This window comes from Shewanella sp. SR43-4, from assembly GCF_014163845.1.
GTDB classification, from domain to species: Bacteria; Pseudomonadota; Gammaproteobacteria; order Enterobacterales; family Shewanellaceae; genus Shewanella; species Shewanella vesiculosa.
The window spans coordinates 188,147-215,055 of record NZ_JACJEB010000010.1 but is presented as its reverse complement, the minus strand read 5'-3'; the positions used below and the strand labels follow the sequence as shown (position 1 = coordinate 215,055).

At 41.1% G+C, this 26,909-nt stretch carries 22 protein-coding genes and 2 pseudogenes; 3 read left to right on the top strand and 21 right to left on the bottom strand.

From position 1 onward, the window contains the following. Positions 1-157: 157 nt before the first annotated feature. On the top strand, positions 158-709 hold the full coding sequence (locus tag H5123_RS13485) for a CueP family metal-binding protein (RefSeq protein WP_182698294.1): 552 nt from the start codon (positions 158-160) through the stop codon (positions 707-709). Between the two features lie 180 nt (positions 710-889). On the opposite strand, the gene H5123_RS13480 is transcribed toward H5123_RS13485, so the two are convergent. The 18 genes and pseudogenes from H5123_RS13480 to H5123_RS20665 form a co-directional block, all read right to left on the bottom strand. Then, on the bottom strand, positions 890-1,333 hold the full coding sequence (locus H5123_RS13480) for a nuclear transport factor 2 family protein (protein WP_182698305.1): 444 nt from the start codon (positions 1,331-1,333) through the stop codon (positions 890-892). Between the two features lie 75 nt (positions 1,334-1,408). Then, a complete protein-coding gene (locus tag H5123_RS13475; protein ID WP_182680751.1) occupies positions 1,409-2,305 on the bottom strand; it encodes a copper resistance D family protein in 897 nt (298 codons plus the stop codon). Between the two features lie 14 nt (positions 2,306-2,319). Beyond that, complete coding sequence (locus tag H5123_RS13470) at positions 2,320-2,742, bottom strand: copper resistance CopC family protein (RefSeq protein ID WP_182680750.1); 423 nt, start codon at positions 2,740-2,742, stop codon at positions 2,320-2,322. 115 nt (positions 2,743-2,857) lie between these two features. Beyond that, on the bottom strand, positions 2,858-3,571 hold the full coding sequence (locus H5123_RS13465; protein WP_182680749.1) for a copper resistance protein B: 714 nt from the start codon (positions 3,569-3,571) through the stop codon (positions 2,858-2,860). Positions 3,572-3,582: 11 nt separating this feature from the next. After that, a complete protein-coding gene (locus tag H5123_RS13460) occupies positions 3,583-5,601 on the bottom strand; it encodes a copper resistance system multicopper oxidase (RefSeq protein WP_182698293.1) in 2,019 nt (672 codons plus the stop codon). Further along, positions 5,598-6,113: a DUF411 domain-containing protein gene (locus tag H5123_RS13455; protein WP_123884748.1), complete on the bottom strand. Its 516-nt coding sequence runs from the start codon at positions 6,111-6,113 to the stop codon at positions 5,598-5,600. Before H5123_RS13455 ends, H5123_RS13460 begins: the two co-directional genes overlap by 4 nt. Positions 6,114-6,251: 138 nt before the next feature. Then, the gene (locus tag H5123_RS13450; protein WP_235781911.1) at positions 6,252-6,620 is read right to left on the bottom strand and encodes a hypothetical protein; all 369 of its coding nucleotides are present in this window, start codon (positions 6,618-6,620) and stop codon (positions 6,252-6,254) included. Between the two features lie 161 nt (positions 6,621-6,781). Further along, positions 6,782-9,913, bottom strand: coding sequence for an efflux RND transporter permease subunit (locus H5123_RS13445; RefSeq protein WP_124018405.1), 3,132 nt, complete (start codon positions 9,911-9,913; stop codon positions 6,782-6,784). A 2-nt stretch (positions 9,914-9,915) separates the two neighbouring features. Next, entirely contained in the window at positions 9,916-11,454 is a 1,539-nt protein-coding gene (locus H5123_RS13440; RefSeq protein ID WP_182698292.1) for an efflux RND transporter periplasmic adaptor subunit, read from the bottom strand. Continuing rightward, the gene (locus tag H5123_RS13435) at positions 11,451-12,884 is read right to left on the bottom strand and encodes a TolC family protein (RefSeq protein WP_248992136.1); all 1,434 of its coding nucleotides are present in this window, start codon (positions 12,882-12,884) and stop codon (positions 11,451-11,453) included. The genes H5123_RS13440 and H5123_RS13435 overlap by 4 nt, the downstream gene beginning before the upstream one ends. 119 nt (positions 12,885-13,003) lie before the next feature. After that, positions 13,004-13,291: a hypothetical protein gene (locus H5123_RS13430; RefSeq protein ID WP_182698291.1), complete on the bottom strand. Its 288-nt coding sequence runs from the start codon at positions 13,289-13,291 to the stop codon at positions 13,004-13,006. A 273-nt stretch (positions 13,292-13,564) separates the two neighbouring features. Further along, positions 13,565-13,930, bottom strand: coding sequence for a cation transporter (locus H5123_RS13425; protein WP_123884662.1), 366 nt, complete (start codon positions 13,928-13,930; stop codon positions 13,565-13,567). Between the two features lie 212 nt (positions 13,931-14,142). Then, positions 14,143-14,493 (bottom strand): cupredoxin domain-containing protein, encoded by a 351-nt coding sequence (locus H5123_RS13420; protein ID WP_037425971.1) that lies wholly within the window; start codon positions 14,491-14,493, stop codon positions 14,143-14,145. 10 nt (positions 14,494-14,503) lie between these two features. Further along, the gene (locus tag H5123_RS13415; protein ID WP_037425974.1) at positions 14,504-16,750 is read right to left on the bottom strand and encodes a heavy metal translocating P-type ATPase; all 2,247 of its coding nucleotides are present in this window, start codon (positions 16,748-16,750) and stop codon (positions 14,504-14,506) included. Next, the gene (locus H5123_RS13410; RefSeq protein ID WP_037425976.1) at positions 16,750-17,220 is read right to left on the bottom strand and encodes a MerR family transcriptional regulator; all 471 of its coding nucleotides are present in this window, start codon (positions 17,218-17,220) and stop codon (positions 16,750-16,752) included. Before H5123_RS13410 ends, H5123_RS13415 begins: the two co-directional genes overlap by 1 nt. A 120-nt stretch (positions 17,221-17,340) precedes the next feature. Next, positions 17,341-17,775, bottom strand: coding sequence for a DUF2057 family protein (locus H5123_RS13405; RefSeq protein ID WP_182698290.1), 435 nt, complete (start codon positions 17,773-17,775; stop codon positions 17,341-17,343). Positions 17,776-17,866: 91 nt separating this feature from the next. After that, positions 17,867-18,208, bottom strand: coding sequence for a hypothetical protein (locus H5123_RS13400; protein WP_083848295.1), 342 nt, complete (start codon positions 18,206-18,208; stop codon positions 17,867-17,869). Between the two features lie 247 nt (positions 18,209-18,455). Next, a pseudogene (locus tag H5123_RS20665) lies at positions 18,456-18,894 on the bottom strand (ISAs1 family transposase); the annotation flags it as partial. A gap of 554 nt (positions 18,895-19,448) precedes the next feature. Between H5123_RS20665 and H5123_RS13395 the strand changes: the two are divergent. Beyond that, positions 19,449-20,063, top strand: a pseudogene (locus tag H5123_RS13395) (sulfotransferase); the annotation flags it as partial. An 85-nt stretch (positions 20,064-20,148) separates the two neighbouring features. Here H5123_RS13395 and H5123_RS13390 read toward each other — a convergent pair. After that, positions 20,149-21,579: an MFS transporter gene (locus H5123_RS13390; RefSeq protein WP_182698289.1), complete on the bottom strand. Its 1,431-nt coding sequence runs from the start codon at positions 21,577-21,579 to the stop codon at positions 20,149-20,151. A 445-nt stretch (positions 21,580-22,024) separates the two neighbouring features. On the opposite strand from H5123_RS13390, the gene H5123_RS13385 reads away from it, so the two are divergent. After that, positions 22,025-22,906 carry a hypothetical protein gene (locus H5123_RS13385; protein ID WP_182698288.1) on the top strand — a complete coding sequence of 294 codons (882 nt, stop codon included), beginning with the start codon at positions 22,025-22,027 and terminating at the stop codon, positions 22,904-22,906. A gap of 86 nt (positions 22,907-22,992) precedes the next feature. Here H5123_RS13385 and mdoH read toward each other — a convergent pair whose 3' ends face one another. After that, positions 22,993-25,176 (bottom strand): glucans biosynthesis glucosyltransferase MdoH, encoded by a 2,184-nt coding sequence (gene mdoH / locus H5123_RS13380; protein ID WP_404948314.1) that lies wholly within the window; start codon positions 25,174-25,176, stop codon positions 22,993-22,995. 11 nt (positions 25,177-25,187) lie between these two features. Further along, entirely contained in the window at positions 25,188-26,867 is a 1,680-nt protein-coding gene (locus H5123_RS13375; RefSeq protein ID WP_182698287.1) for a glucan biosynthesis protein G, read from the bottom strand. Between the last annotated feature and the right edge of the window lie 42 nt (positions 26,868-26,909).

The following is a 26,909-nucleotide window of genomic DNA, read 5'->3' as shown; positions in this document are numbered from 1 at the left end:
TGAAGGAAATATTTAAAATAACAAAAAATATTAAATTAATATCAAAAATGTTAATTCGATCAATATAAAATAAACTACAAACATTACAATAAAAATAGATAAACACATTTAAACAAAATATATTATCTCACAAAAACAACATAGGAAGATTCATATCATGATTAAAAAAAATATTTTACTAGGACTTATAATTGCTTTTTCAAGTCAATCATATGCCGCCACAATAAATTCAGAAACGTTTAAAGATTTAGATTATAAGAGTGCTGTAACAACAGCACATACACTATATAAAAATAATGAAGGGATAATGATAAAAGTTCTACCCAATAGAATAGTTGCAACTTTTTCAGATGGTAAAAGTAGTTCTGTAGCAATACCAAAAGATCAATTTTTTCTATCAATAGCTCCGTACATTAATAGCTCTCATCCATGTACTAATCATGTTTTAACAGGTTGTACCGGTGAGATAAAAAATCAAGTAATGAAAGTTGTCATGATTGATACTGATACAGGTGAAACATTAATAGACAAACAAGTCACGACACAACGTGATGGATTTATAGACTTTTGGGTTCCAAAAGATAAAAACTTAGCATTCAATATTTATCATAAAGCAAAAGACGGAAGCGAAAGAGTGGCAAGAGAGGTACTGTCTACTTTCAATAATGATAGAACTTGCATTACTACTATGCAACTTATTGAAAGTTAATATTTGAATGCAAAATCAAAAAAGACTGGAGTTATTCCGGTCTTTTTTTATATAAAAAATGGAAATCCTTTTCCATAAAATATCATGCACTAACATGATCCGAGTCTTTGTGGTTTTCTTGGGAGCACCTACAAAGAAGCTCAAGATAATCCCTTATCTGGTTGATGAAACTTTTATTAGTTACGACCAGTGCACGTGGGTTATTTTCCAATTACCATCCGCTTGTTTAATTAACACAAGCGTTTCCATGGTCATTGAGTCAATACTTTTACCTTTATATTCACCTTGGGCGTGACTTATTGACGTTGAAATAGCAATGTCATCTGTAATCGTTACTTGGTGTTCTTTTGGCGTTATGGTTAACCCTTTTAAGTAGGCCATATCTGCAAGCATGTGATGATTGGCATAATCCGTAAGTGAACGTTCTACTTTTCCACCTTCATAAATTTGCACATTGACAGCTAATGACTGCCTGACAATAGCCTCATTGCCCGTTTGTAATGCAACATGAAATTGTTTGACAACATTACCCGCGGCGGAATCAACACCGATAAACGTTTTTTGTTCTATAGGGTGAGTTTCATCACCATGGGCGAAGCTCAATGTGCTTTGTCCTGCTGACATCAGTAATATCCCGGTCGTTATGAGTATTGTTAAAGGGCTATTCTTCATTTTTATCTCTCTGTTAATTTATAGTGATTATCCAAGGCTCATAGGACCTAGCACGCTCGAAAGTACCGCTGTTGTCGCTAATATCAGTACTGCTATTAATGCTTCTAATCCAATCGATTTTTGTAGTTTTTGCTTTGCGAGTAATGGGTTCGCAATCGTTAATTTCGGTACTAAAACCAATTTATGCCATGCTGCTATAAGCAAAATGATAGCCACCAAACAGAGCTTGATGGTGACCGCAATACCATAATCGGAGCTGAATAATTCAGTGGGACTATCAAACAACATCCACACCATTCCCATGCCTGAGAGCAACACAAGAATGACAATCACTATGCCTAAACGACCAAATGTATCCATGACATTTTTTATGACGATGTTGTCATCGGTGCTGCATAATTTCCATAATGGATAAAAAGCGCCTATCCAGCTGCCAATGATCAACACGTGTATCAATATTAAGCCTTGAGCAAGCAATCCCAGCTCAGTGCTATGGCCAATAAAAGTAAACGTGACAGCAATTAACAGACAGCTGAGAATCGCTAATACCGCAGAAAACGTTTTGATATAACGGTTCTTATGTAACAGTAAACCACTAACCACTAGCATTATCCCAAAACCGATTAAGCGCCAAAGCACCGTTTGCCCTACCTGGGTTGGCCAAAGAAAAGCATGCATCTGCGCATCAAATATTCCCATCAAGCCACTTTCAGCAAAAGCCCCTACTTGAGCAAAATAGTTGATACTGACGGCAATCAACCCCAAAACGGCACCTACGAAGGTATATTTTGCAACGTTAATACCAAGGTTCGGTTGACCCTTAATGAGATATTGCATCAATGTGCCGCCAATAACGGCGGCAACACTCAGATAGATAACCCATTTAGATATCAACACCGATATTTCAAATACGGTTAATATCATGTTTACTCATCCACTTATTGATGTGCAGTGTGCTCGCTAGTCTCATGCTCCATTGTCATAGGCGGTGCACTGCGAGTGTTCATGCCAGAGTCGTGAAGCATAAAGCTCATGTTGCCTTTCATCTTATGACCGTCGTCACCCATGATCATCCAGTTAACTGTGTAATTAGCTGCGTTTAATGCTGGTAGAGCGAATGAAAATGCTGCTTGGCTGGTCGCACTTGAAGGTAATGTTAGCGGTACGCTTTGCTGCTTCTCATCTTGCATTGTTAATTTGACCAAACGTACCGGAGCCGTAAAGGTCAGTTCAAGCGTTGTTGGGGCTTGACTTAGCATCGCACCGTTAGCGGGCATAGAACTGCCCAGTCCGACATGAGCAAATGCTGAAGCACTCAGGAATAGACTTGTTACGACTAAAACGTTGTTAAATAATTTCATGATATTTCCTTTTATATTGTTTTTAACGATCGAAAAACGGTTTACATAAATGATTAAATATTGGCTTAGCTAACATCTTGGCGCCAAGCTTATAACTCAGTGTACGAACGAGGTCTTAGAACCAAGCTCTAAAACCAATAACAAACTGGGTTTCTTGTGTTTCTTCCCCTTCATTTCGGGCGTAATCGGCGGTATTACCGAGCTTCTGACGCCAATCCACACCGATATAGGGTGCGAACTCTCGAACAATCTCGTATCTCAATCGCAGCCCTGCACTGACGTCAGATAAGCCTGAGCCTATTCCAAGTTCAGCATCGTCCTTACCAAATAAATTAACTTCTACTTCAGGTGTGAGTATCAACTTTTGAGTGATTAACAGTTCATATTCCGCACTCACACGCATAGCCGTACGGCCTTGATCACCGATGAATAAGGCCGCATCAATATCAAAGAAATATGGCGCTAACCCTTGAACCCCAATCACAGCCCAATTACGGTTCGGCGTCGGTTTGATATCGGTTTTAATACCGAATTGTACATCCCAGTATGGTGCGATGGGCTTACTGTAAAGAGCCTGAATTTCAAGGTCTTGCTTATCACTATTTGAATATTCACCTTCTGTTTTAAGCCACAACTTATTCAAATCGTAACCTAACCAGGCTTGTGCACTAAACTGGGTAGGATCTTGCGGATCCACGCCTTTTTCAAATTGATCCAGCATGACTTTTGTTAATAGAGGATCATCATTACCGCCGGCAAACACAGCTGAGCTAGCCAATGAGGCGCTCAGACTCAACAGTCCCAATGCCACTAAATTCGTTTTATTCATCTGTATTCCCCTTATTTCACCACGACTTTTCTGAACATGCCTGGCATGTGGAATAACAAGTGGCAATGATATGCCCATTGCCCTTTTGCATCGGCGGTGACTAAGTAACTGATTTTAGAACCCGGCTGAACTAATACCGTGTGCTTACGGGGAATAAAATCAGGGTCGCCTGTCTCTAACTCACTCCACATACCATGCAAATGCATAGGGTGAGTCATCATCGTGTCGTTCACTAAGGTGATCCGCAGTCTTTCTCCGTATTCAAACTCTAATGGCGCGGCGTCCATAAATTTCACCCCATTCACAGACCACATATATCGGTTCATATTGCCGGTTAAATGCAGTTGAATTTCGCGGCTAGGTTGGCGCGTGTCGTAGGTAGGATGTAAGCCTTTAATATCGCCATAAGTTAATACTTTGCGATTAAATTGTTGTTGATGGTCACGCAATCCAATCCCGGGATCGTGTAAACCACTTTTTGGCGCATCTGCACGCATATCCACTTGTGGGCCGAACTCGGTGTCAATGTGTTTAATTTCATTGTTACTGCCAAAGCCTGCAAGCCCTAGTCCTGAGACTGTCGCTTTCGCAGCGTCCATGGCCATTTTGCTGTGATCCATGCCTGACATATCACCGCCACCCATAGCCATCTTGCTGTGATCCATGCCTGACATATCACCGCTGCCCATAGCCATCTTGCTATGATCCATGCCAGGCATATCACCGCCGTCCATAGCCATCTTGCTGTGATCCATGCCTGACATATCACCGCCACCCATAGCCATCTTGCTGTGATCCATGCCTGACATATCACCAGCGCCCATGTCCATTTTGCTATGATCCATACCGCTCATATCCATATCACTCATATCCATGCCCATATCACTGTGGCCAAGGACTGGCCTTGGATCCATTGGGGGAATAGGAGCATGTAAACTGGCATCTGAGGTAAGGTTACCTACCGTAAAGCCGGTGCGGTCAATACTTTGAGCGAAAATACAATAGGCATTATCAACCTCTGGCTCAATAACCACATCATAGGTTTCAGCAACACCGATTCGAAATTCATCCACAGAAACCGGTTGAATGTTCTGACCATCACTGGCAACAACACTCATTTTGAGACCCGGTATACGTACATCAAATATGGTCATCGCAGAACTATTTATAAAGCGTAAGCGCACTTTTTCACCTTGTTCAAACAATCCTTGCCAGCCCTGTTGCGGAGGATTGCCATTCATTAAATAGGTGTAAGTTGAACCCGTAACATCAGATATGTCTCTGTCACTCATGCGCGCGTTATTCCACATCGAACGAGCGTTCCACGTATTGGCTAAGCCATTTTTATTCACGTCAGAGAAAAAATCCATTACCGTACGCTCACGGTAATTATAGTAATCGGCTTGTTTCTTTAATTTGGCATAAATGTTTTCAGGGGCTTCGTCAGACCAATCAGACAGCATGATCACATAGTCACGGTCATATACAACCGGATCGGGGGTAGCCGGATCAATCACAATAGCACCGAATAAACCGGTTTGTTCTTGATAGCCTGAATGACTGTGATACCAATATGTGCCACTTTGCTGGACGGTAAATTGATACTCAAATGTTTCACCGGGTTTAATGCCATCAAAGCTAAAGCCAGGCACACCGTCCATTTCGGTGGGTAAAATAATACCGTGCCAGTGAATAGAGCTATCATGGTCGAGATTATTTTTTACTCTTAAGGTGACTGTTTCACCTTCTTTCCAACGTAATAACGGCGCGGGCAGTAATTGGTTTACAACAGTCGCTCGAGCAGATTTCCCGGTAAAATTAACCATTTTATAGTCAATTGATAAGTCAAACACTTTGCCAGAGAGCTGGCTCAACGATTGGCTTAACGCATTGGCAAAGGCATTTTTAGGGAAAGGGATCGACATCAATGCCAACATGGCGGATGCACCAAACACAAACCGGCGTCGGCTGTTGTTGAGTTCACTGTTTGTCGTTTGAATCATGGGTTTTATCATGTATTGAGATTTCATTGCACAGACTCCTCAAGCGAGTTCACTTGGGCGTATACCTGGCTACTGCCATCATTTTTCAACAGTAAGACTTGGTATGGCATAAATTTATCTTGGTACTCCATACCAGGGCTGCCCACAGGCATAGCGGGTACGGTTAGGCCGATAGCATCTTTAGGGGGGGTGGCTAAAAAACGACTAATGAATTTTGCAGGGATATGCCCTTCAAACACATAACCTTGAGATGACACTGCGGTATGGCAAGATTGCATTGAAGCAGGAATACCCTTTGACTGTTTAAACTCATAAAGGTTGTTAATATTGTGGGCATCAACATTAAATCCACGCTCACTAATATGCGTAAGCCATTTCTCACAACAGCCACAATTGGCATCTTTATAAACAGTGAGTAATGGCGCCGTAGTGCCGGGCTCCGCTGCATGGGCAGGTAACATCCCTCCCATAATTTGCAGAATAAAAATAGTACCTATGACACGAAAAAAACGAATAGAATTGCGATATAGAGCAGACATAATATTGCCTCCAAATCAAATTTCGTCACATTAAACAACGCGGTTTAATGTCAGTTTATTAACCGAAAAAAGTTAAAAAATTGAAACTACATGATTGGCTAGGACAGTTAGCAAAAAAAAGGCGTAACTGTGCCTATGTTAGGCAAATATTGGAGGACGGTATAAAGATGAAAAATACTGGGGCATTAGTGCTGAGGTAAACATTGTTGCAGAATTAACTAAGCTGACTTCTGATTTAAGCGTTGGCATGGCCATCGTTAAAGCGATGGATAAACATGAGCCGACAGGACAATGGCACGCTTGGGCGCAGCAATTATCATCCGCACCATCGTTCATATCCATGTTCATTTGCATACTAGCGTCATGACATGCTTTGCCATTTTCAGCAGGCATATTTGAAGTCGTCATTGAACTCATTGGCATAGTACCAGGCATAATCACAGACGCAAAAGTTTGACCGACAAACGTCAGTAAAACAAACATCATGATTAAATGGACTCTACGCAAAATATATCTCCAATGATTATAGAATAATATTAGTGAAAAATACTGCATTTAGCAATGAAAATTCATTTGAAAAACATAATTAAATGAAAATAAAAATCAATCTAATATAAAAATAACGATGCAGATACTTTTATCTGCATCATTTTTTAATCAACTCAACACTATCGTTCCTCATGTCTCAATTGAGCACGACGCCATAAAAAGAACACAACAGGAACAATTAATAGTGTCAGTATGATTGCACTGACCATTCCGCCGACCATTGGCGCAGCAATTCGACTCATCACCTCGGAACCTGTTCCAGTACCATAAAGTATAGGTAATAATCCAGCAATGATTGCTGCTGCGGTCATCATTACAGGACGTACACGCATACCTGCACCTTGAATAACGGATTGAATCAACTTTAGTTCATCAAATTTTTCTAGCTGCTGTGAACTATGATCAATCGCTTCTCTATAGGCTTGGTTTAAATAGACAAGCATAATGACGCCAATTTCGACAGCCACACCCGCCAATGCTATAAAACCTACCCCTACAGCAACTGAAAAATTAAAACCTTGTATATACATTAACCAAATACTGCCCACCATTGCAAAAGGCAATGTTCCCACAATAATTCCTACTTCAACAGCATTGCGGAAATTCATGAACAATAAAATAACGATAATAAACAAAGTCAATGGTACTACGTAAGTAAGCTTCGCTTTTGCTCTTTCCATATACTCATATTGACCTGCCCAGGTAATAGAGTAACCGGCAGGTAATACCAATTTATCACTAACAACTTTTTGGGCTATTTCAACATAACTACCGATATCGACATCTTCAATATCGATATAAGCCCAACCATTAAGACGAGCATTTTCACTTTTAATACCTGGTGGTCCATTTTCGATAACAATATCCGCTACATCCCCTAAAGAAATCCTCAAACCTTGCGGAGTGACGATAGGCAATAAAGCTAATGCTTCAGGAGAATTTCGATAATCCTGAGGATAGCGTAAATTAATTGGATATCGTTCTAAGCCTTCAACTGTTTGTGAAATATTCATACCACCGATCGCTGTAGCCACAACTTGTTGAACATCCGCTATATTTAAACCATACCGAGCAGCATTCTCCCTCTGGATATCAACTTTAATATAACGTCCACCTGCAACCCTCTCAGCGTATACTGACGCAGTCCCTTTAACATCTTTAAGGATTTCCTCTAATTGTTTACCAATTTTCTCAATTTCCTTGAGGCTAGGACCTGCAATTTTAATCCCTACAGGCGTTTTAATCCCTGTCGCCAACATGTCAATTCGGGTTTTAATTGGCATTACCCATGCGTTCGTCACACCGGGTAACTTTACTAATGAGTCTAATTCTTGTTTTAAACTCTCAGTCGTCAGTCCTTCTCTCCACTCGCTTTTGGGCTTAAGCTGAATAAACGTTTCCACCATTGTTAGAGGTGCAGGATCCGTTGCAGAGTCTGCTCGGCCAACCTTGCCAAATACGGTTTTAACCTCGGGTACTGTGTAAATTAACTTATCCATTTGTTGCACTAATTGGCGAGCTTTACCAATAGAAATACCAGGGTAAGTGGTCGGCATATACATTAGATCGCCTTCATCTAGTGGAGGCATAAACTCACTACCAATTTTATTTAACGGCCACACACCAATTGCCAACACAAATAACGCAAATAGGAGGGTTATTTTCGGGAAAGCCAATACTTTTTTCAACACTGGCATATATACAGCAGTTAACAATCGATTAACGGGGTTTTTGTGTTCAGGAAGCACTTTTCCCCGAATAAAGTATCCCATTAGCACTGGCACTAAGGTAATAGCTAACGCTGCCGATGCAGCCATTGCGTAAGTTTTAGTAAACGCAAGCGGTGAAAACATCCTTCCCTCCTGTGCTTCGAGGGTAAATACCGGTAAAAAACTAACAGTAATAATAAGTAAACTAAAAAACAATGCCGGGCCAACTTCGCTGGCAGACCGCGCTACAACCTGCCAACGGTTTTCTGCCGTCAATGGCGTTCGTTCCATATGTTTATGCATATTTTCAATCATTACAATGGCGCCATCGACCATAGCACCAATTGCAATAGCAATACCACCTAAAGACATGATATTGGCATTTAACCCCTGCAAGTGCATAATAATAAATGCTGTTAAAATACCAACTGGTAAGCTAACAATCGCAACAAGTGATGATCTTACATGCGCCAAAAATACCATACAGACTAAAGCTACGACTAAAAACTCCTCTAGTAGTTTAAACCCTAAGTTTGATACGGCTCTCTCAATTAAACCGCTGCGATCGTAAACGGTCACAACTTCCACCCCCTCTGGAAGGCCTTTTTTCAGTGTCTCTAATTTAGCTTTCACACCATCAATAGTCTTTTGGGCATTTTCACCAAATCGCATCACAATAATGCCACCGACAGTCTCACCTTCACCATTTAGATCAACGACGCCTCGTCGCATTTGCGGTCCGGTCCCTATATCCGCAACATCTTTTAGCAGTAATGGTGTGCCATTATTGTTCACGCCTAAAGGAATATTGCCGATGTCCTCTTTATTCTCAAGATATCCTGTGGCACGAACCATATATTCAGCTTCAGCGATTTCGACTACAGAGGCACCAATTTCTTGATTACCACGGTTAATCGCCATTTGAATAGCGGCTAAAGGTATACCAAATGCACGCAACTTATCTGGGTCAACCTTAATCTGATACTGTTTGACCATCCCACCTAGAGCACTCACTTCAGAAACACCAGGGACTGTTTGTAATTCATACTTTAAAAACCAGTCCTGTAAGCTGCGTAACTCACTAATATCGTGTTTACCGGTTCTATCAACTAGTGCATATAAATATACCCAGCCCACACCAGTTGCGTCAGGTCCTAATTGAGGCTTTGCATTATCAGGTAACGTTGAAACAACTTGGCTAAGATATTCCAACACACGACTACGAGCCCAATATAAATCGGTTTCTTCATCAAAGATGACATAGACATATGAATCACCAAAAAAAGAGAATCCCCTTACCGTTACTGCACCAGGTACAGACAGCATAGCCGTAGTTAAAGGGTAAGTGACTTGATCTTCAACTACTTGTGGGGCTTGACCTGGATAACTTGTTTTAATAATTACCTGAACATCAGATAAATCAGGCAAAGCATCAATAGGGGTATTTTTAAGTGAAAATAAACCCGCGCCGACGAGAATTGCACTGGCGAGCAAAACAAAAAATCTGTTTGCTACAGACCATCGTATTATTGATTCAATCATGGTTATTCTCCCATCTCCATTCCTGAATGATCTGTTTGATGTGTTGTATTAGATACATCATCAGTATCTTTGGGATAGTGTATATTTACCACTTTGACCAAGCCGTCTGATGTTTTTTCTAATTCAATATGAAGCACAGCACCAACGGTAAATACAGAGAAATCCACACTGTCATCAACAGTAAAGTCCATGGTCATTTGTGGCCATTCCCATTCATTGACAGCTTGATGGTCCACATTAATCATTCGATGTGCAGCCATTAAACCATTTACTTTTGCCTCTACCCAGGCGGTTTCAGATGTGATGGCTTGAATATTTTCTTGCTCATCTTCTGGTGCTGTCATACGTTTAAGATCAGAAGTTTTATTTGATTCAGAATCCAATAAAAATTGTGCAGACGAGACTACAATATCTCCCTCGTACAGTCCTGACTCTATTTGAATGCTGTCATCATCTAATCGCCCTAACGTTACCGCTACAGATTTATATTTACCTTCACCGAGGGCAAGTACAACTCGATCAGAGTTTCCTGTTCTAATAACAGCCTCCCTTGGTAACAGTAATACGTCCTCTTCACTTCGTGTTTTTATCGACACTTGAGCAAACATATTTGGCTTTAATGCCGCATTGGTATTATCGAAACGCAATCTCACTTTTAGCGTTCTTGTTTTACTGTCTAATGTCGGGTAGACATAATCGACTTTTCCTTGCCAAAATTGGCCTGGCAGGTAATCTAATTTCATTTCAACAGCTTGCCCAACTTTAACCATGTTTGCTTGACGTTCAAAAACTTCAGCTTCAACCCATACTTGTGATAATGAGCCAACTGAAAACATTGTCATACCCGGTTTAACAAACGATCCCTCCCTTATATTCAAATTATCAATAACACCACTTTGGTCAGCATAAAATGTAATATTTTGTTTGACTGTTCTATTTTTTCGTAGCGCTTTAATCTCCTCGCTTGGTATTAATAATGCTTTTAACCGAGCTTCAGATGCTGTAATCAAACGTTGATCTTTTCGATTTAATGCTAATAACATTTCTTCTTGTGCATTAACTAAAGCAGGAGAATAAATCGAATATATAGGTTGCCCTTTAATAACCGGATCACCAGAGGCTTTTACATAAAGTTCTTCAATCCATCCTTCTACTCTAGGATTAATATGAATAAGTTGATCTTGATCGTATTGAACGTATCCTACTGTTTTAATGCTAGTTTCCAGTGCTCCAAGCGTTGCTACGGATGTGCGCATACCAAGTTTATTAATCACAGCAGGTGATATTTTAATGGCACCAGGTCCAAAATCTGTCGAATCGGTGCCATCTTCGTATACAGGTATAAGATCCATACCCATTGGTGATTTCCCAGGTTTATCACTACGATAATTAGGATTCATAGGTGCGACCCAATATGAAGGCTTAGCTTTTGCACTGTCCTCTGAAGTTATCTGATTCTGCGGTGTATATAGGGTTGATGCACTAATACCAGTAAGAATACCGATAACTAATATGCTGATCATTTTCAAATTGCTGTTCATTTTACTTCTCCATCAACATAAGATTTATGTGAGATGCTAACTGGGCCCACTTTAGGGGTAAAAAAATAGTTCAATTGAACTTTAACTTTCTGTAAATCAACGTTAATGGCCAAAGCATCTAATTGAGTATTTAATTGAGCAATGAGGGAACGTACGACTTCAGCGAAATCACCCTTATCATTTGTGTAAGCCGTTAGCGACGCATCAGCTTGATCTTGCATTTGAGGTAATAAAAAATCGTTATAGAGTGTCTGACGTTGTTCCAATTTAAGAAGTTGCGCTTTCGCAGTACCGTATGACGCCATCATGTTTCGAAGCAGTAACCACTTTTCCGTTTTAATTGATTCCGATTGATAAATAGCGGCTTGAACTTGCTTGTCTTGTTTTGACGAAGTAAATATTGGTAAATCAAAACTCACACCAATTGATAGCAAATCATCGCGAGAATTACCCATAGGATCATTGCCTCGATAACTGTATCCAGCATTTACACCCCATTCTGGCTTATACAATTGCTTTTTCAACTCGACACCTTTTCGGCTTGACTCAATTCTTTGCTCCAATGCTGAAATGAGTGGATGAACAGAGAACGCTTCATACAGAGACTGTTGGTAATGTTGGCTTTTTTCCTCATCGAAATAAAGATTAGGATTCGTTAGTTTAATTTGAGGAAGTATATTAGGGACGGTGAACGTCGAAAATAACAGCTCATAATCTTGTTCATGACCTATTCGATATTCATCAACAAATGCCTTACCAACCCATTCAGATAATTTCTGTTTAAACATATCTTCTTGCTGGGCCAAAACGGTCAGCTTATCTTCAAGACGGGTCACCTCTAACTGAGCACGAATAATATCCTGCTGATTAGATTTAACTAAAGCAGATGAATACCCTGCTTTAACAACATCTGATAGTTGTTCAAATAAGTTCCGATTGCGCTCAATCAGTGCAATGCTCTCTTGCGCTTTATATACATCAAACCAAATTTGAGCTGTGGTGACACTTAACTTTGCTCGTCTATCTTGTCTTAAAAAAGGATATTGCTCAGCCATTAACTCAAGTTGTTGTTTGCGTAAACTTAAGCTATCACCACGGGGAAACATTTGAGTGACATCAACTTTCATTTGAGTCATTGCTTCTTGTCCAAAATCAAAAGTGTTTATGGACAAATTAGCTAAACCAACACTGATTTTTGGATCTGGTAAGGTTCCTGCCGCGATACTCTCTGATTGAATAGCATCTTGTTGAAATTGATTGCTGACTAACCAGGGATCGTTTGATTGAGAGAGATAAACGGCTTCTTCCAGTGTTAATGTCTGTACTGGTTCAGCAGCATACACAGCAACACTGAGACTAGTAGAGAACATCACTACCATTAAAATATATTGAGTGTAAATTTCACCCAATCTCTTGTAAATTAAAGACATATAGCCTCCAAATTAATCACCAATGCTCGTATTGAATCCGAACAACGGTAATATCTTGTTAATTTATTTTAAAAAAGATAAATGAACAGGAAGACGATCAAAAATTGATCAGGTCTTTCCTATTTAACAAAAAATATTGGAGGACGATATAAAGAAGAGTTATATTGCGGAGTCGTATTTTGAGTCAAACCAGATATAAAACTACTCAAACTTGAGATGGTTATTGATTGGACAATTATCATTTCAAGGGCAATTGAAAAACAAGTACCTATCGGACAATCACATTGATTATCACAACAATCAGTAATGTCCGCGGTAGATGTTTTAACGGCATCAGCATCTGATGTTAATTGGTGATGGCAAGCGTTAGCCGCAGCGGTATTCACTGGATTTGATTTACTTAACATTGAATTCATATCAGAGGGGCATGGCAAAATCACAGACGCGAAAGCTTGACTGACAAATGTCATCAAGATAAGCATCACTGTGATAATTCGCATACGACTCAAGATAAAACTCCAATATAATTAGTTCTATTAATGTTAACTCAACTTGACTAAATCATCATAGTTAACTGTAGTGTTTTTTTACTTTTAACTACTGATACTTGACATAGATCACACTTCGAAAGCTCTTACTAAAAGATAGTCTGTATCGATAAAAATTAACATCTAATTGTCTTAACTTATCTTGGATCCTGGTGGGGGTTTGTGGCAACTATGTGGTTGATGATTTGCATTATCTTTGATGTTTTGATCCACAAATTGGTAGTAACTTTCCTTCACATGAGTCCACCAATCGTTATGAATATTAGCACCATGCTTTCTGATAACCGCTTCAATACCTTCTAAATTGATATGGCTGGCATCATAGGTTAGATAAATAGATCCCGATTTGTCATTATAAATCACTTCTTCTATGCCAAACAGTTTGTCTATCTCAGTCTTTAATGCTTCTAAATTTTGATTATCTACTCCAGTTAATCTTAGGTTTCTGACAACTAAAGTGGCTTCTTTAACGCCCGGTCTATGTTCAAAATCACTCATAATGTCTCTCTTAATCATTAACTCATCATTTTTCTGATGATTTAGGTAAAAAGTAATTAACAAAAAATGGCCAATTTTCTAACCTAGACCGTAAACAGCTTAGGTTAGAATCAAGATATTGATTGCAAAGTTCAAAAAGGCTCATTTTAATACTGCTATTATCTTCATCATTGATACCAACATATTGAAAAATACGCATGGATATCTAGTGTTTACTCAACAATCAATACACCTTTATACATTTGCATCTGACAATGAAATGGATACTCACCCTTTTCCAGAGCTGGTAATGATATCGTCGTGGGCTTATCCAGCGCTAAATCCTGGCTAATCTCCAAGTCGGGTAGCAGGACTGTGGCTGAACATCCGGATTTATCTTGGCGTAAAAAAGTTATCTCTGTTGGTGTATTAGCCGAAATTTTAATTCGTGCAGGCGTATACACACCGTCTTTAACCAGTATCAATGTACTAGCGTCAACACTAGAATCCTTTGTCGGTTTATATAGCCAAAACCACCAAATGATAAAACCGATTAATGCGATACACAGTAAATTAATTAACATATTGAAGCTCCTAGTGTTCTTTGGCTTTAAACAAACGTAAACGGTTAGCGTTACTCACTACGGTAAGTGATGAAAAGGCCATCGCAGCCCCGGCAATCACTGGATTTAGCAAAATACCAAAAACAGGGAAAAGCACACCTGCTGCTAAGGGAATACCCGCGACGTTGTAAATAAACGCGCCAAACAAGTTTTGTTTAATGTTGCGCAGCGTTGCTTTACTAATGGCTATCGCATCGGCTAAGCCATGAAGTGATCCGCGCATTAAGGTAATATCAGCGCTTTCTATCGCCACATCAGTGCCTGTTCCAATAGCAAAGCCAACATCGGCTAACGCTAATGCGGGGGCGTCATTAATCCCATCGCCGGTCATACCAACCACTTCATTTTGTTGCTGAAGTTCAGCCACTTTATTGGCTTTATCTTCTGGCATGACTTCTGCGAAAAAATCATCAATACCGACTTTTTTAGCCACTGCGGCGGCGGTCGCTTTATTGTCCCCGGTTAACATTATCACTTTGATGCCACTGCGTTTCAGTCTCGCAATCGCTTCGATTGAATCAGGCTTTATCGGATCTGATACCGCAATAATGGCCAGTAATTGCCCTGCAAGCGCTAAATACATTGGTGTTTTAGCATTTTCAGCTAACACTTGGGCCTTAGCTTCATTGAATCCAATATCAATATTTTTGTCTTGCATTAATTTTAGATTACCAAATAATAATATCTGGCCATCCACTTCAGCTTCTACACCTTTACCTGAAATGGCATTGAAGTGCTCAGTGTTAATGGCTTCAATACCTCTATCATTCGCACTTTCAACAATCGCTTGCGCGAGTGGATGTTCGGAGTGACTTTCAATTCCAGCAGACAAGGCAAGTACCTGCTCTTCACTGTCTGTATTAACCAAAATAATATCGGTAACTTGCGGTTTACCTTCGGTAATGGTGCCGGTTTTATCCAATACCATGGCGGTTATTTTAGACGCGGTTTGCAATGCTTCACCGTTCCGAATAAGCACTCCCGATTCAGCCGCCTTACCAACGCCGACCATCACTGACATTGGCGTTGCGAGTCCTAACGCACAAGGACAAGCAATAATTAATACTGTTGTTGCAGACACGATGGCAAATACACTCGACGGCTCAGGGCCAAAGTTAAACCACACCATGGCACTGACTGTAGCGATGATCATAATGGCGGGCACAAAGTAAGCGGCTATAACATCAGCTAAACGTCCAATCGGCGGCTTAGAGTTTTGCGCCCGTTTGACCATACTAATAATGCGCGCCAGTGCAGTATCTTTACCTACACGAGTGGCTTTAAATATGATCGAGCCTGATTTATTCAAGGTGCCAGTGACCACATCGTCACCGATCACTTTTTCAACAGGCATTGGCTCACCAGTCAACATTGATTCATCAATGGTGCTGTTACCTTCAATAACCACCCCATCAACTGGGATTTTTTCGCCAGGGCGAACTTTAACGTGATCATTAAGTAATACATGAGCAATATCGATGTCGAGGTCTTTTCCATCACGGATAACCCGAGCAGTTTTAGCTTGCAAACCAATGAGACGCTTAATCGCTTCAGAGGTTTTACCGCGCGCTTTAACTTCTAGTGCTAAACCAAGATTAATTAAACCAATAATCATTGCGGTCGCTTCAAAGTAAACATGCCTTGCCATCTCGGGAAATAATTGTGGAAATGCAACTATCAACATAGAGTAAACCCAAGCAGTACCGGTACCTAAGGCAATGAGGGTATCCATATTGGCGTTATGGTTTAAAAATGATTTCCATGCACCGATATAAAAATGCCTACCTGATATCAGCATAATCGCAAGAGTCACCACACCAACCAGTCCCCACACCACTTGTTCTAATAGGGTTGATACCGTCATTTCGCCAATAAACAGTCCATAAATCATCAACGGAATACCGACGGACAGAGCGATAATGGTATGGCGTAATAAACTTTTATAATGTTGCAAATCAGCCTGTTCTTTCTCGTTCATGACATCTTCTGCCGACTCCGCCTTTATTTGAGAGGCATTGTAACCAGCGCTTTCGACCGCTTTTATAATCAACTCGGCAGATGCTTTACCGTTAACTAATACCGTTCTGTCCGCAAAATTCATCTCGGCCGAATCAACGCCTTCTACGTTGTTAATCGCTTTTTCAATTTTGCCAACACAACTCGCGCAGCCTGCGCCGAGAATATTGAGTTGTATGGGTGAGTGTGTAGTGTGATCCATTACTTAACCTCCGTTGAAGTTTCATTAACACAATGGGGAACATCTAATTCCTCTGAAACTATATCCTCTTGATTTGTATTTTCTATCAAATGGCAAATCATGTTTCCTGTAGGTATGTTGTCAGGCATTTGAGACCAATCTTGTATCGCCTTAGAAAGCTTACTTCTTAATTTCACCATTTCGTTGAACTGTTGCTCTGTTTCAAGCAGCTTTACTTTAATTAATTCGCGTACAAGTTGACATGCACTATCCCCAAGATCAGTCTTAGAAAAAATAACTTTAATATCTTCGACAGAAAAGCCTAAATTTCGAGCACTCAAAATAAATTGCATCCTCACCATATCTTTATGGTTGAATGTTTTATAACCATTATTGGGAGATTTGCTTGGATTGAGTAATCCAATTCGAGTATAAAAACGCACAGTATCAGCGGATACACCCAATTTATTAGCGAGTTGAGTCACTTTCATACGACCTCCAAACCAACGTAAGTAACTACGATAGTTCTACTATAACTCTGTGTGTTACACACAGCTCAAGAAGTATATTAGATATAAATAGGGCGCTATGATAGCGCCCTATTTATCCAATTAATGTTTCATCATTTTGCCGTGTTGTTTCATAATGATAGACATTAATTCTTCATGGTTAACCAGCTTCACTGATTCACCTTTTAAGCTAACAGAATCTATTGTGATCTGAGGGGCGTCGATAAATTTACGAGCAGATTTTGTAGTAAAAATATCCTTAGCTCTAACCTGAATATCTTCGTTTTTAGTTAAATTCAAACTCCAATATAATGCATCAGATTTTACAAAATTAGTATCATCTGCTCCCGTTGAAAAAACGTCAAAAAACTGAAGTTCAAGTAAATGTTGACCTGGCTCAATTTCAATCTGCCCCTTATTAGTCACAGACTGACCATCAACTGAAGTAAAAATAAGATAATCAGGTAATGTAATAGTAGCAGCCATTGAAGCTGTACTAGCTAAAGATAAAAGTGTAATTGCGATAAATTTTTTCATGATAAACTCCAGATGCTTTATGATGCTCATAAGTAAACGAGCAACGAAAATCTTTATAAATTAATAGTAAGTGATTAATTAAAATAAAGAATTAAGCAATTGGAGGGGGATTTTGACTTCCAAGCGAAGCCGGAGTTGATATCCATAAAGTTGAGTTAACTTTAGAACTTGTGAATAGAGCATTAACTAAATTTGAATCTGATAACAAAACAAATACATTAGCGACTGCATGGCAATGGCTAATACAGTGGCTTGAATCTTCGGGACAACAGTTATCAGTATCATCACAATCATTGTCCATCATAACTGAATGTGACATAGAGCTAGTTTGCATACTTGATTCAGACATTTCGCTAGACATAGCATTATTTGGCATTAATAACTGTATTATTAATGCTAATATAACTGCTAAATTTAACAAAATATTAGTCATGCAATTGTATCCAGTTGAATTATGCGATTAACCATAGCAAATTTTAAAATCAAATTCCATGACATAAGTCACAATCCTAGGTCTATTAAGATATTCAACTTACAATTATTAAACTATTCAATGAATCCTTACCCTGACATAACACTGGGGAGATGCAGACCTGGGCGGGATATGTGCTCTGTACTATGTAGATATGCCCAAGGGATATTGCAGAGAGCACAGGACTCAGGGCTATTTTATTTGTAACCGAGCTACTAAATCCAGTCTTTAATACTACTTTAAGCATCGATGGATTCATCATGCATCGCTTTTGTTTTCTAACAATGCTTATCTTCGTCGGCTCTGCTCCTAACATATTCAAGCTCATATGATGCAGGCATGATAGATTTTCCGCCCCGTGAGCATTGTATATCAGACATACATCCTCACTCATACTGACATCAAGCACCCAGCGCATCGATTCTATGCCCTAATGTTCTCGAACGACTATCGCTGCTTGTTCGGCAATTAACGCCTCAGAACTAATATAATAACGATACTCCAGCTCGATTGGTTTTCCTTTCTCAAGGCGACAACTTTCAACCATAACGTTTTTTTAACCTTTTCCACTTTGAAAAGTCACCGACTAAGTTTTTACTATCAATAACATAGCGCTGGCGACATTCAGTTCAACCATGACCGTGCTCAATTGCGGATTTGTCCGTATTGTTGGTTTACTTGAAACTGTTTGCTGGAACGGTATATGTACAGGCTCTGTACAAAGTTTTAAGTAAATGCAGCATTTTTAAAAAAAATACTCACATACAAGATCTTAACGTATCATCATTCCGTTTCAAAAACTTGATTTTGTTACTTTATCAAAATAAATACTGTCCATTAATCTGAGCTGAAGTAAGTGCAACAGTTTCTCTTATAGAGATTTCTGGTATATCGAGCTTGAGTAAGCCAACTTAATCACATCATACCGGATTGCAGCTAACGATCATCATTAGCTAGCTCATTATTGAAGAATATTACAGTGACTGGAACAAATTTTTATTATTACTTTATTCACGTAAGTTAACTTAAACACGAAGCAATCTTTTAGCAGTGAAGGACTACTGATTACACATTAAAATTCATGTTATTAATAAACGCTCCAATATAATACATGTTGTTATTGGACCATATGTATTGTAGAAGTCCTTAAAATCAATACTCATAGCATATATGTACATAAATAACTCCTCCTAAAGCATGTACCGGCACAACCAGTGTGAGTGTGGCCTTACTTGAGCAAGGGTTAACGGTTGCCCACCAAGCCTTTACTAAGCAGGCGTTTATGTTGGCCGATGCGGTGTCTGATGCGCCGTGTTTTAGTGACTATCAGCAGTTAGATAGGTTATTTCCCAACGCTAAGTTTGTTTATTTAGATAGGCCGTTAGATAAGTGGTTGCCGTCAATGCAAATGTTAATGGGCAGAATGCTAGTGCATTTAGACAAAGACAAGGGTCGTTTTCATCCGGTGATGAAACGCAGCTTTAATCATTGCTTTGATATATGGCAGGTTGAGGATGTGTTTGATGATAGCCATTTAACAGCCTGCTATCTGCGCCACCAGCAGCAAGTGCTGGACTATTTTACTGAGCGAGATGACTTTATTGCTCTTGATATTAGTGTGACTGGTAGCTTTGCTGCGCTGTTGCAATTTATCGGTTTACCTAAGCCAAATACCACTGAATTTCCACAGTTGAACTTTCCGCGGTTGAACAAGGGCCGTAATGTGGCCAGTTGGGATGAGTATAAACACCCAAATAAAATTAGCGCTAACGCTTCTGGGCCTGATAAGCGCAAGTTTTTTGATTACCGAATGTAACGCTGTCGATTAAAAATGAGCGCGTCAATACACTCTGATCCACTCGCGTATCAACCACGGTTTTATAACCGTTTGCGGCTGGTCATTACTTCTCTTTATCGCGTTTTTTCTTGGCAACGGTTAGCCAATCTAAGCTCACACCCGATATGGCATTAAAACCACGGATGCGGAAAATCAGTGTCAGCAATTGAGGTCTAGGGCGAATTTTGGGCTCGACCGAGCGCGGAATAAACCACAATGCCACCAGCGATCGCATGGTAGTTGATACGATAAACACCACAAATATTGGGCTGCTTAACCAAGTATCCAAACCAGACCAAACTAAAAATACTTCCGAATATGAGGCAATGGAGCCGCCGACCATGGCTCCCACAAATACAAATCCGGCGCTTAATGCAGCTTGTAAGGCGGCATAGATGGCAAAGTCACTGCGAAAGGGTCGAATATCGTAAAGGTAATTAGCAGTGCTTAAAGTAAAGCCACTCCAAGCAAAACCCGAAAAAGCTTGAATGGCGAGAATGTATAAATAATTTTCCGAGAATAACCACAGCAACGGCAAACTGGGAATTAAGCAGCTGGTGATGATCATCACCAGACGATTGCCATATAGGTCGCTAAAGCGCCCCCAAAACCGCAAGGTGATGAACTGAGTCAAAATAGACGCTACGCTGCTTAACACAAATTCGAAGTAGGTAAAGTGCAAGCCTTCGAGCATATATACCGCAAAAAACGGTGCTGATATCGCGACCATGCACTGCATACCAGCAACAAATAAACTGTAATGCCTAAAGGTTTTATCTTTCCATGCTTGACCAAAGTTATACAAGGTTTGGGTAAATACCCCAGATGCTTTCGCCACCCTCGGTTCTGGGTCGTGCATTTGCAACAATAACCACGCCGATACAAACCGCCCCATTGCCGCAATCGAAAACAGTAAACTAAAACCAAGCCATGCCATCTGCACTGAGTCGGTTAAGGTTAAGATGCCGCCGCCAACAAAAAATATGCTTAGTGACGCCATCATGGTTAAGCGGGTGCGCGAAGCAAAAAAGGCGCCGCGACGACGCTGTGGCACTATCATGCCCATCCAAGCACGCCAATGTGGCTGAATCAGATTAATAAACCCTTGATAGAACACCGCTAAGCCAATGAATAACCACACCGCATTATCAGGCCTAAACGCCGCGAGCGCGCCCATGCCTAACACCACTACCGCTTGCAATACTGCACACACAACAATGAATTGTCGGCGACTAAAATGACTCGCTAACCACACTGATAACAGTTGTGCTATCGCGCCAAACAGCTGAGGTAAACCGGTTACCCAACCCATTTGCCCTAGGCTTGCCCCTAAGAAAATCGCATACGCATTAAAAAAGTTGTCACTGGTGGCTGTCATGGTTGACGATGCCACCGCTTCTTGCTGGCTGCGGCGCAAGGTACACCTCAGCCACGACAATCTATCGCGACTGCGTGAGCATGGATTATGTGGACTTGATAAAGGATCAAAAGCCATAAGCTATATAAGTGCACACCATTGATAAGTGATTGATTATGATTACGGATTAACGTCACGGATGAAAGTCACGGGTTAACGTTAGTGACTAAAATTATGACTGATAAATAATCAGCTCACAATCTATAACGATCACATAATCATCTATTATTGTATGTTTAAAATAGACTCATGAATGAATCATCAACTTATTTCGTTAACGACGCACCTTGTCTAACCCAACAATTACCTTGACTAAAATGAAACAAAAAATTTACATTAGTAGCCTGATTAGTGCTACGGAAAGTGCTTCGCTAATTAAAGCCATATTTTAAAGCTTCGCTGTTCAGCTTAATAACGCCAATTGCGCTATGACCTTCCGCAAGTACTCAACAAAATCAATAAGCTACATGCTGATATCTTTTTGGTGTGTGTATTTTTTTATTAATATAAAAGCAAAAATATAATGAAATTACCGTTAATTATCAGTTGTTTTTTTCTCGCAGGATGCCAGTCAACACCTTACGCCATGGTTGATGGCAGTCAAAGTAAGGTGTCGGATGCTGACAATTATAACGTGGAGATTGTCGCCATTGATGGTGCTTTTCAAACCGGTAAGCTGACAAAAAATATTAAACCTGGATATCACACAGTACACCTAAGCACCACAGGACCGCTGCGCAGCAAAAAAGCCACTTCAACCTTAGTTTATCCTCTATTAGCTAAAGAGTGCATGCGTTACGTTGTATCCGCCCAACATGGACCGGGCAATAAAGATGACTGGGAAATTAGAGTATTAGATGAAAGACTGATTCCAGCATGCACACCTTCATCCGCTGAACCAGAGGTTGCAGTCGTGATCCCTGATTATGCTAAACCCACAAGTAACATTAGCTGCTTAACTCAAGAGCAACTCACGAATCAAACGACTCCTGTAGTGCTATTTCATTCGGTTGCAGCATGCATAAAATCTCAAGATTACAACTCAGCAATTAACGGTTACTTTTTAGCAGGTGCTTATGCCTATTTTGACTCTTTGCGAATTCCTAACAAGCCATCGCATGCAATTGTAGAGTTAATCAAAAAAGATTCTATTTGGACGTTATCTGCACTTGAGCAACAAAACTTTGAACAAAAACTGGCAGAGTATCTTGCCTCAGAACAAAAACAACAAACTTGTGAATGGGTAAAGTCGATGGATGCACCAGACTATGCGCCACAGTACATGTTGCAGCATTTACCTCAAGACGGCACGCCTCAACCGACAGACTTGTTTGCAAACATAGCAGCGACCTTGTTTAGTGCAACACTCAATCAATACCTTGGCTGCCAAGCACCGCAAGACTAATTACGATCAAAACACTTTATACACAAAAGCCCTGTCGATATAAACCGGAAGGGCTTTTTCACATCAACCGTAAATCACACTCTCACCTAACAGAAAGACACGATTCCTTCGGTGACATACTGCTCTGGTAACTTTTGTAACTGTTTAAGCAATAAAGGATTGCCCAGTAAATACGCCAATTCTTGACGGGTAAACAGACTGGCAATGTTGTGATGGCATTGTGCTTCTTGCACCTTAACTCGGGTAATCGCTTCCAGGGACTCAACCGCAGAACCAGGTAAACGATGAGGCCTTTTATCGATAATGGCTAAATGAAGATCCATTAACTCTGGGTCTTGCAGCAGTTTTGATAAGGTCCACGGCTGCGCAATAGCGCTAACGTATTCGCTACGGCGTAGTTGTGAATCTAGGCTTAGCTTGGGCGCACACACTTCTTCAGGTGTTGCCAGTATGGCTAAACGCTTTACCCATAAACCAAAACCTTCAGAGCCTGTCATGGCCGAAAGCGGAACCGCCAGCCACAAACCAATTAACGCAGGGCTCATCCAAGCTAACAAGGTCAGCGAATCAAGCACAGCGGCATAACCTAATAGCGCTCCAATTAACATGTGCCAACGATGGCGGTAAATCAGTGTTAGCCAAGGTAAACTGCCATCATCACGTCGTTGTGGTGCCCAACCGCTGTCGCGTCCGGCTAAAATAGACATTACCGCACCGCAGTGGATCAGCATCATTATCGGCGCAATCAGTGCCGACAATATCACTTCAACCACGACGCTAATCATGGCTTTACCTCTACCACCGAGCTGCTTACTCATGGAGCTATTTTTCAGTAACAATATGATCCCAAGAATTTTAGGACCGAACAATATACCCATGGTGATATAAAACAACCGCAGTGCACGGTCTGAGTCCATCACAGGCCAAGTGGGAAATAAGGAGAATTGATCCGTAAAGTACTCGGGGCGAATAAAGTGCGCTTGTAATGCCAACATTAAGCCTGACAAAATCAACATTAACCAAAAAGGCGATGACAAATACGCCATGATCCCTGTGAGTAAATGTAAACGGCTCACCCAATGTAACCCTTTACTAAACAACACCCGCGAGTGCTGTAAATTACCTTGGCACCAACGGCGGTCGCGCACGGCTAAATCGACAATAGACGGTGGGCATTCTTCATAAGAGCCAGGAAGATCTGCGGCAATGACCACGCTCCAACCAGCCCGTCGAATCAAAGCCGCTTCAACAAAGTCGTGGCTCATGATATGACCACCAAATGGCGGTCTTCCTGCAAGATTGGGCAACCCAGCGGCGCTCATAAAAGCCTGAGTACGAATGATGGCATTGTGGCCCCAAAAGTTGCCTTCTTTATGGGTCCACCAAGATAAACCCGTACCAATAACCGGGCCATAAATACGCGCAGCAAATTGCTGTAATCGCGCCATTAGGGTATTGCCATTGATTAAATACGGAATGGTTTGGATAAGCCCAGCATCAGGGTCTGCCTGCATACGTCTCGCCAAACTGACGATAGTGTGGGTTTCCATTAAGCTGTCAGCATCTAACACCAAAAGATGGTCGTATCTGGCGCCCCAGCGTTTGCAAAAATCGGCCACATTACCGGCTTTACGGGCATCATTTTTACGCCGACGGCGGTAATACACCCGCGCATCTTTGCTCACTTGCTGGCGCAAGATTAAAAATGCCTGTTCTTCTGCCAACGCAATATCAGGGTCAGTAGTGTCGCTTAATATAAACCAATCAAATGCATGGCTTTCGCCCGACGCAACCAAGGCCATGGCCATCACTTCAACCGCGGCAAAAACGCGATCGGGTGACTCGTTATAAGTCGGCATTAATATTGCGGTGCGGGTATGCAGTTTTATACTTTCTGCAGTTTCTGTAGACGGTTTTTTGAGTAGTATAATAAAGCCAGCTATGCCGCCGCTAAATGCCAAAGCAATCCAACAAAAGTTAACCGCAAACAAGACCAAAACAATGTATTCCAGCGGCGTTACTCCGCCGACATTAAATACCGACACCATCTCGTAAATAGCCATTATCGACATGATAAAGGCACTGCCAACCACTAACAGGCGACGTAAAGTGGCTGACTTTACGCCGTTGGCAATAATACTTTTACGTGGCATACCGTCGGACAACGCACGTAAACTTTGCGCTTCCATTGGGCTTGGTCGCTCTAGCGGCATGGCTGCACCACCGACCAATATAGGGTCGACAGTGCTAATATCAGCCTCTGCTTGCATCATGTTCATATTTAAAGAGTCCAACGATAAAGCCAAGTTTCGACATCACGTGGGCCAGTAAACTTCAGCTCAGCACGAAGCTCAATCAATTCAGCATCTTGTGGGTCCATTTCAAAGGCTAAACGGTAACCGTTGGTTTTAGGCTGACGAGATACCACCACATTGGTGACTACGCCTGCAGAACTCTGCACTTGTGCCACTGGGATTTCATCGTTATTACCTTCTTTTACTTGATAGTCGATAACGAACAAACGTCTCGGTGTGGCTTTAGCGATTTCAGCGCGGCCACTGGCGGTACGCGCCACAATCACGGTGCCGTCGTCAACTTCAGGCTCGTTACCCCAAATTAACCGATAGGTAAAATGAAACTCACTACCGGCTGCGATAGGTTGTTTAGGCTTCCAGTAGCTGACGATGTTGTCATGAATTTCAGAGTCGGTTGGAATTTCGGTTAACACCACCTCACCCGCGCCCCAATTACCGACCGGCTCAACCCATAAACTTGGGCGACGCTCATAATGGGCTTCGAGATCTTGGTAGGCATCAAAACTACGTTCACGCTGAATTAAACCAAACCCTTGCGGCGAGTTGTCCATAAAAGCACTCACCTGCAATTGCTTTGGATTGGCTAGCGGACGCCATAAACGCTCACCGCGACCATTTAAGATTAATAGCGCATCAGAATCATGCACTTCAGGTCTGAAATCATCGGTGTTTTGACGACCATTCATAGAATGTAAAAACATACTGGTACTAGGCGCTAAGCCGACTTTAACTAAATCCACTCGTGGAAATAAAGTCGCTTCCACATCGATATGGGTGTTATCGCCCGGTCTAACTGAAAAGCGATATGCCCCTGCCACGCTAGGACTGTCCAGCAAGGCATGCACCACGATTAAGTTACTGTCGGTGTTTGGGCGTTCAACCCAAAAAGCGCGAAATATCGGAAACTCTTCACCTTCTGGCTCGGCTGTATTTAACGCTAAGCCTCTTGAAGACAAGCCGTAATCGCTGCCTTTACCCAATGCACGGAAATAACTCGCGCCTTGAAATACCATAAGCTCGTCGAAATATGCCGGGTTATTCAGCGGATAATGGATACGTAAACCTGAATAGCCAATATCTTGGGTGGGTAATTTTTGGCTAAGCACGTCGCCTGCACTAAAAAATTCTGAGTTATAGGCTAAATGAGTGGCTTGATTGCCTTCAACTAAGGCAATTTCAATCAAATCTTGGAAATAAAAGCCCCGATGAAATAATTGCATTTGATAGGGTAAGCCTTCGGCTTTCCAAATAGACGCTTCTGGCTTAAAACGAATATCTCGATATTCATCGTAAGAAATTTTAGCTAAACCAGCTGGCAGTGGATCGTTAAGATCCACATAGGCAGTTTGGGATAATCGGCGGGCGATTTTAACCACAGAATCGGCATCAAAATTAGCCGTTTTCGCAAAACGCACTTTAGTTTGTGTATCTAAGGTATTTTGTGGTTTAACGGTCACCGTTTCATCTGTGTAAGTCTGAAGCGGTATGGTCACGCTAGGCGATGAAGGGACAGTAGTAGACGAGTTTGATTCTTGTGCAGCAAGGGTAAAACAAAGCCCTGCGGCAATGGCTAACGACAAACGCGTCAGCCCTTTTATTACAGTGTGAGAAGAGACCGAAGTGCGACAACTCAGTAAGCTAACCATAGATAGGCAACCCAAAATAAAAAGCGTTAAAGTACATTTTTC

Bases quoted from the DNA above. Each gene is read 5' to 3' on its own strand.
- H5123_RS13485 (WP_182698294.1), top strand. From the start codon at position 158: ATGATTAAAAAAAATATTTTACTAGGACTTATAATTGCTTTTTCAAGT.
- H5123_RS13480 (WP_182698305.1), bottom strand. From the start codon at position 1,333: ATGTCAGCAGGACAAAGCACATTGAGCTTCGCCCATGGTGATGAAACT.
- H5123_RS13475 (WP_182680751.1), bottom strand. From the start codon at position 2,305: ATGATATTAACCGTATTTGAAATATCGGTGTTGATATCTAAATGGGTT.
- H5123_RS13470 (WP_182680750.1), bottom strand. From the start codon at position 2,742: ATGAAATTATTTAACAACGTTTTAGTCGTAACAAGTCTATTCCTGAGT.
- H5123_RS13465 (WP_182680749.1), bottom strand. From the start codon at position 3,571: ATGAATAAAACGAATTTAGTGGCATTGGGACTGTTGAGTCTGAGCGCC.
- H5123_RS13460 (WP_182698293.1), bottom strand. From the start codon at position 5,601: ATGAAATCTCAATACATGATAAAACCCATGATTCAAACGACAAACAGT.
- H5123_RS13455 (WP_123884748.1), bottom strand. From the start codon at position 6,113: ATGTCTGCTCTATATCGCAATTCTATTCGTTTTTTTCGTGTCATAGGT.
- H5123_RS13445 (WP_124018405.1), bottom strand. From the start codon at position 9,913: ATGATTGAATCAATAATACGATGGTCTGTAGCAAACAGATTTTTTGTT.
- H5123_RS13440 (WP_182698292.1), bottom strand. From the start codon at position 11,454: ATGAACAGCAATTTGAAAATGATCAGCATATTAGTTATCGGTATTCTT.
- H5123_RS13435 (WP_248992136.1), bottom strand. From the start codon at position 12,884: ATGTCTTTAATTTACAAGAGATTGGGTGAAATTTACACTCAATATATT.
- H5123_RS13430 (WP_182698291.1), bottom strand. From the start codon at position 13,291: ATGTTAAGTAAATCAAATCCAGTGAATACCGCTGCGGCTAACGCTTGC.
- H5123_RS13425 (WP_123884662.1), bottom strand. From the start codon at position 13,930: ATGAGTGATTTTGAACATAGACCGGGCGTTAAAGAAGCCACTTTAGTT.
- H5123_RS13420 (WP_037425971.1), bottom strand. From the start codon at position 14,493: ATGTTAATTAATTTACTGTGTATCGCATTAATCGGTTTTATCATTTGG.
- H5123_RS13415 (WP_037425974.1), bottom strand. From the start codon at position 16,750: ATGGATCACACTACACACTCACCCATACAACTCAATATTCTCGGCGCA.
- H5123_RS13410 (WP_037425976.1), bottom strand. From the start codon at position 17,220: ATGAAAGTGACTCAACTCGCTAATAAATTGGGTGTATCCGCTGATACT.
- H5123_RS13405 (WP_182698290.1), bottom strand. From the start codon at position 17,775: ATGAAAAAATTTATCGCAATTACACTTTTATCTTTAGCTAGTACAGCT.
- H5123_RS13400 (WP_083848295.1), bottom strand. From the start codon at position 18,208: ATGACTAATATTTTGTTAAATTTAGCAGTTATATTAGCATTAATAATA.
- H5123_RS13390 (WP_182698289.1), bottom strand. From the start codon at position 21,579: ATGGCTTTTGATCCTTTATCAAGTCCACATAATCCATGCTCACGCAGT.
- H5123_RS13385 (WP_182698288.1), top strand. From the start codon at position 22,025: ATGAAATTACCGTTAATTATCAGTTGTTTTTTTCTCGCAGGATGCCAG.
- mdoH (WP_404948314.1), bottom strand. From the start codon at position 25,176: ATGCAAGCAGAGGCTGATATTAGCACTGTCGACCCTATATTGGTCGGT.
- H5123_RS13375 (WP_182698287.1), bottom strand. From the start codon at position 26,867: ATGGTTAGCTTACTGAGTTGTCGCACTTCGGTCTCTTCTCACACTGTA.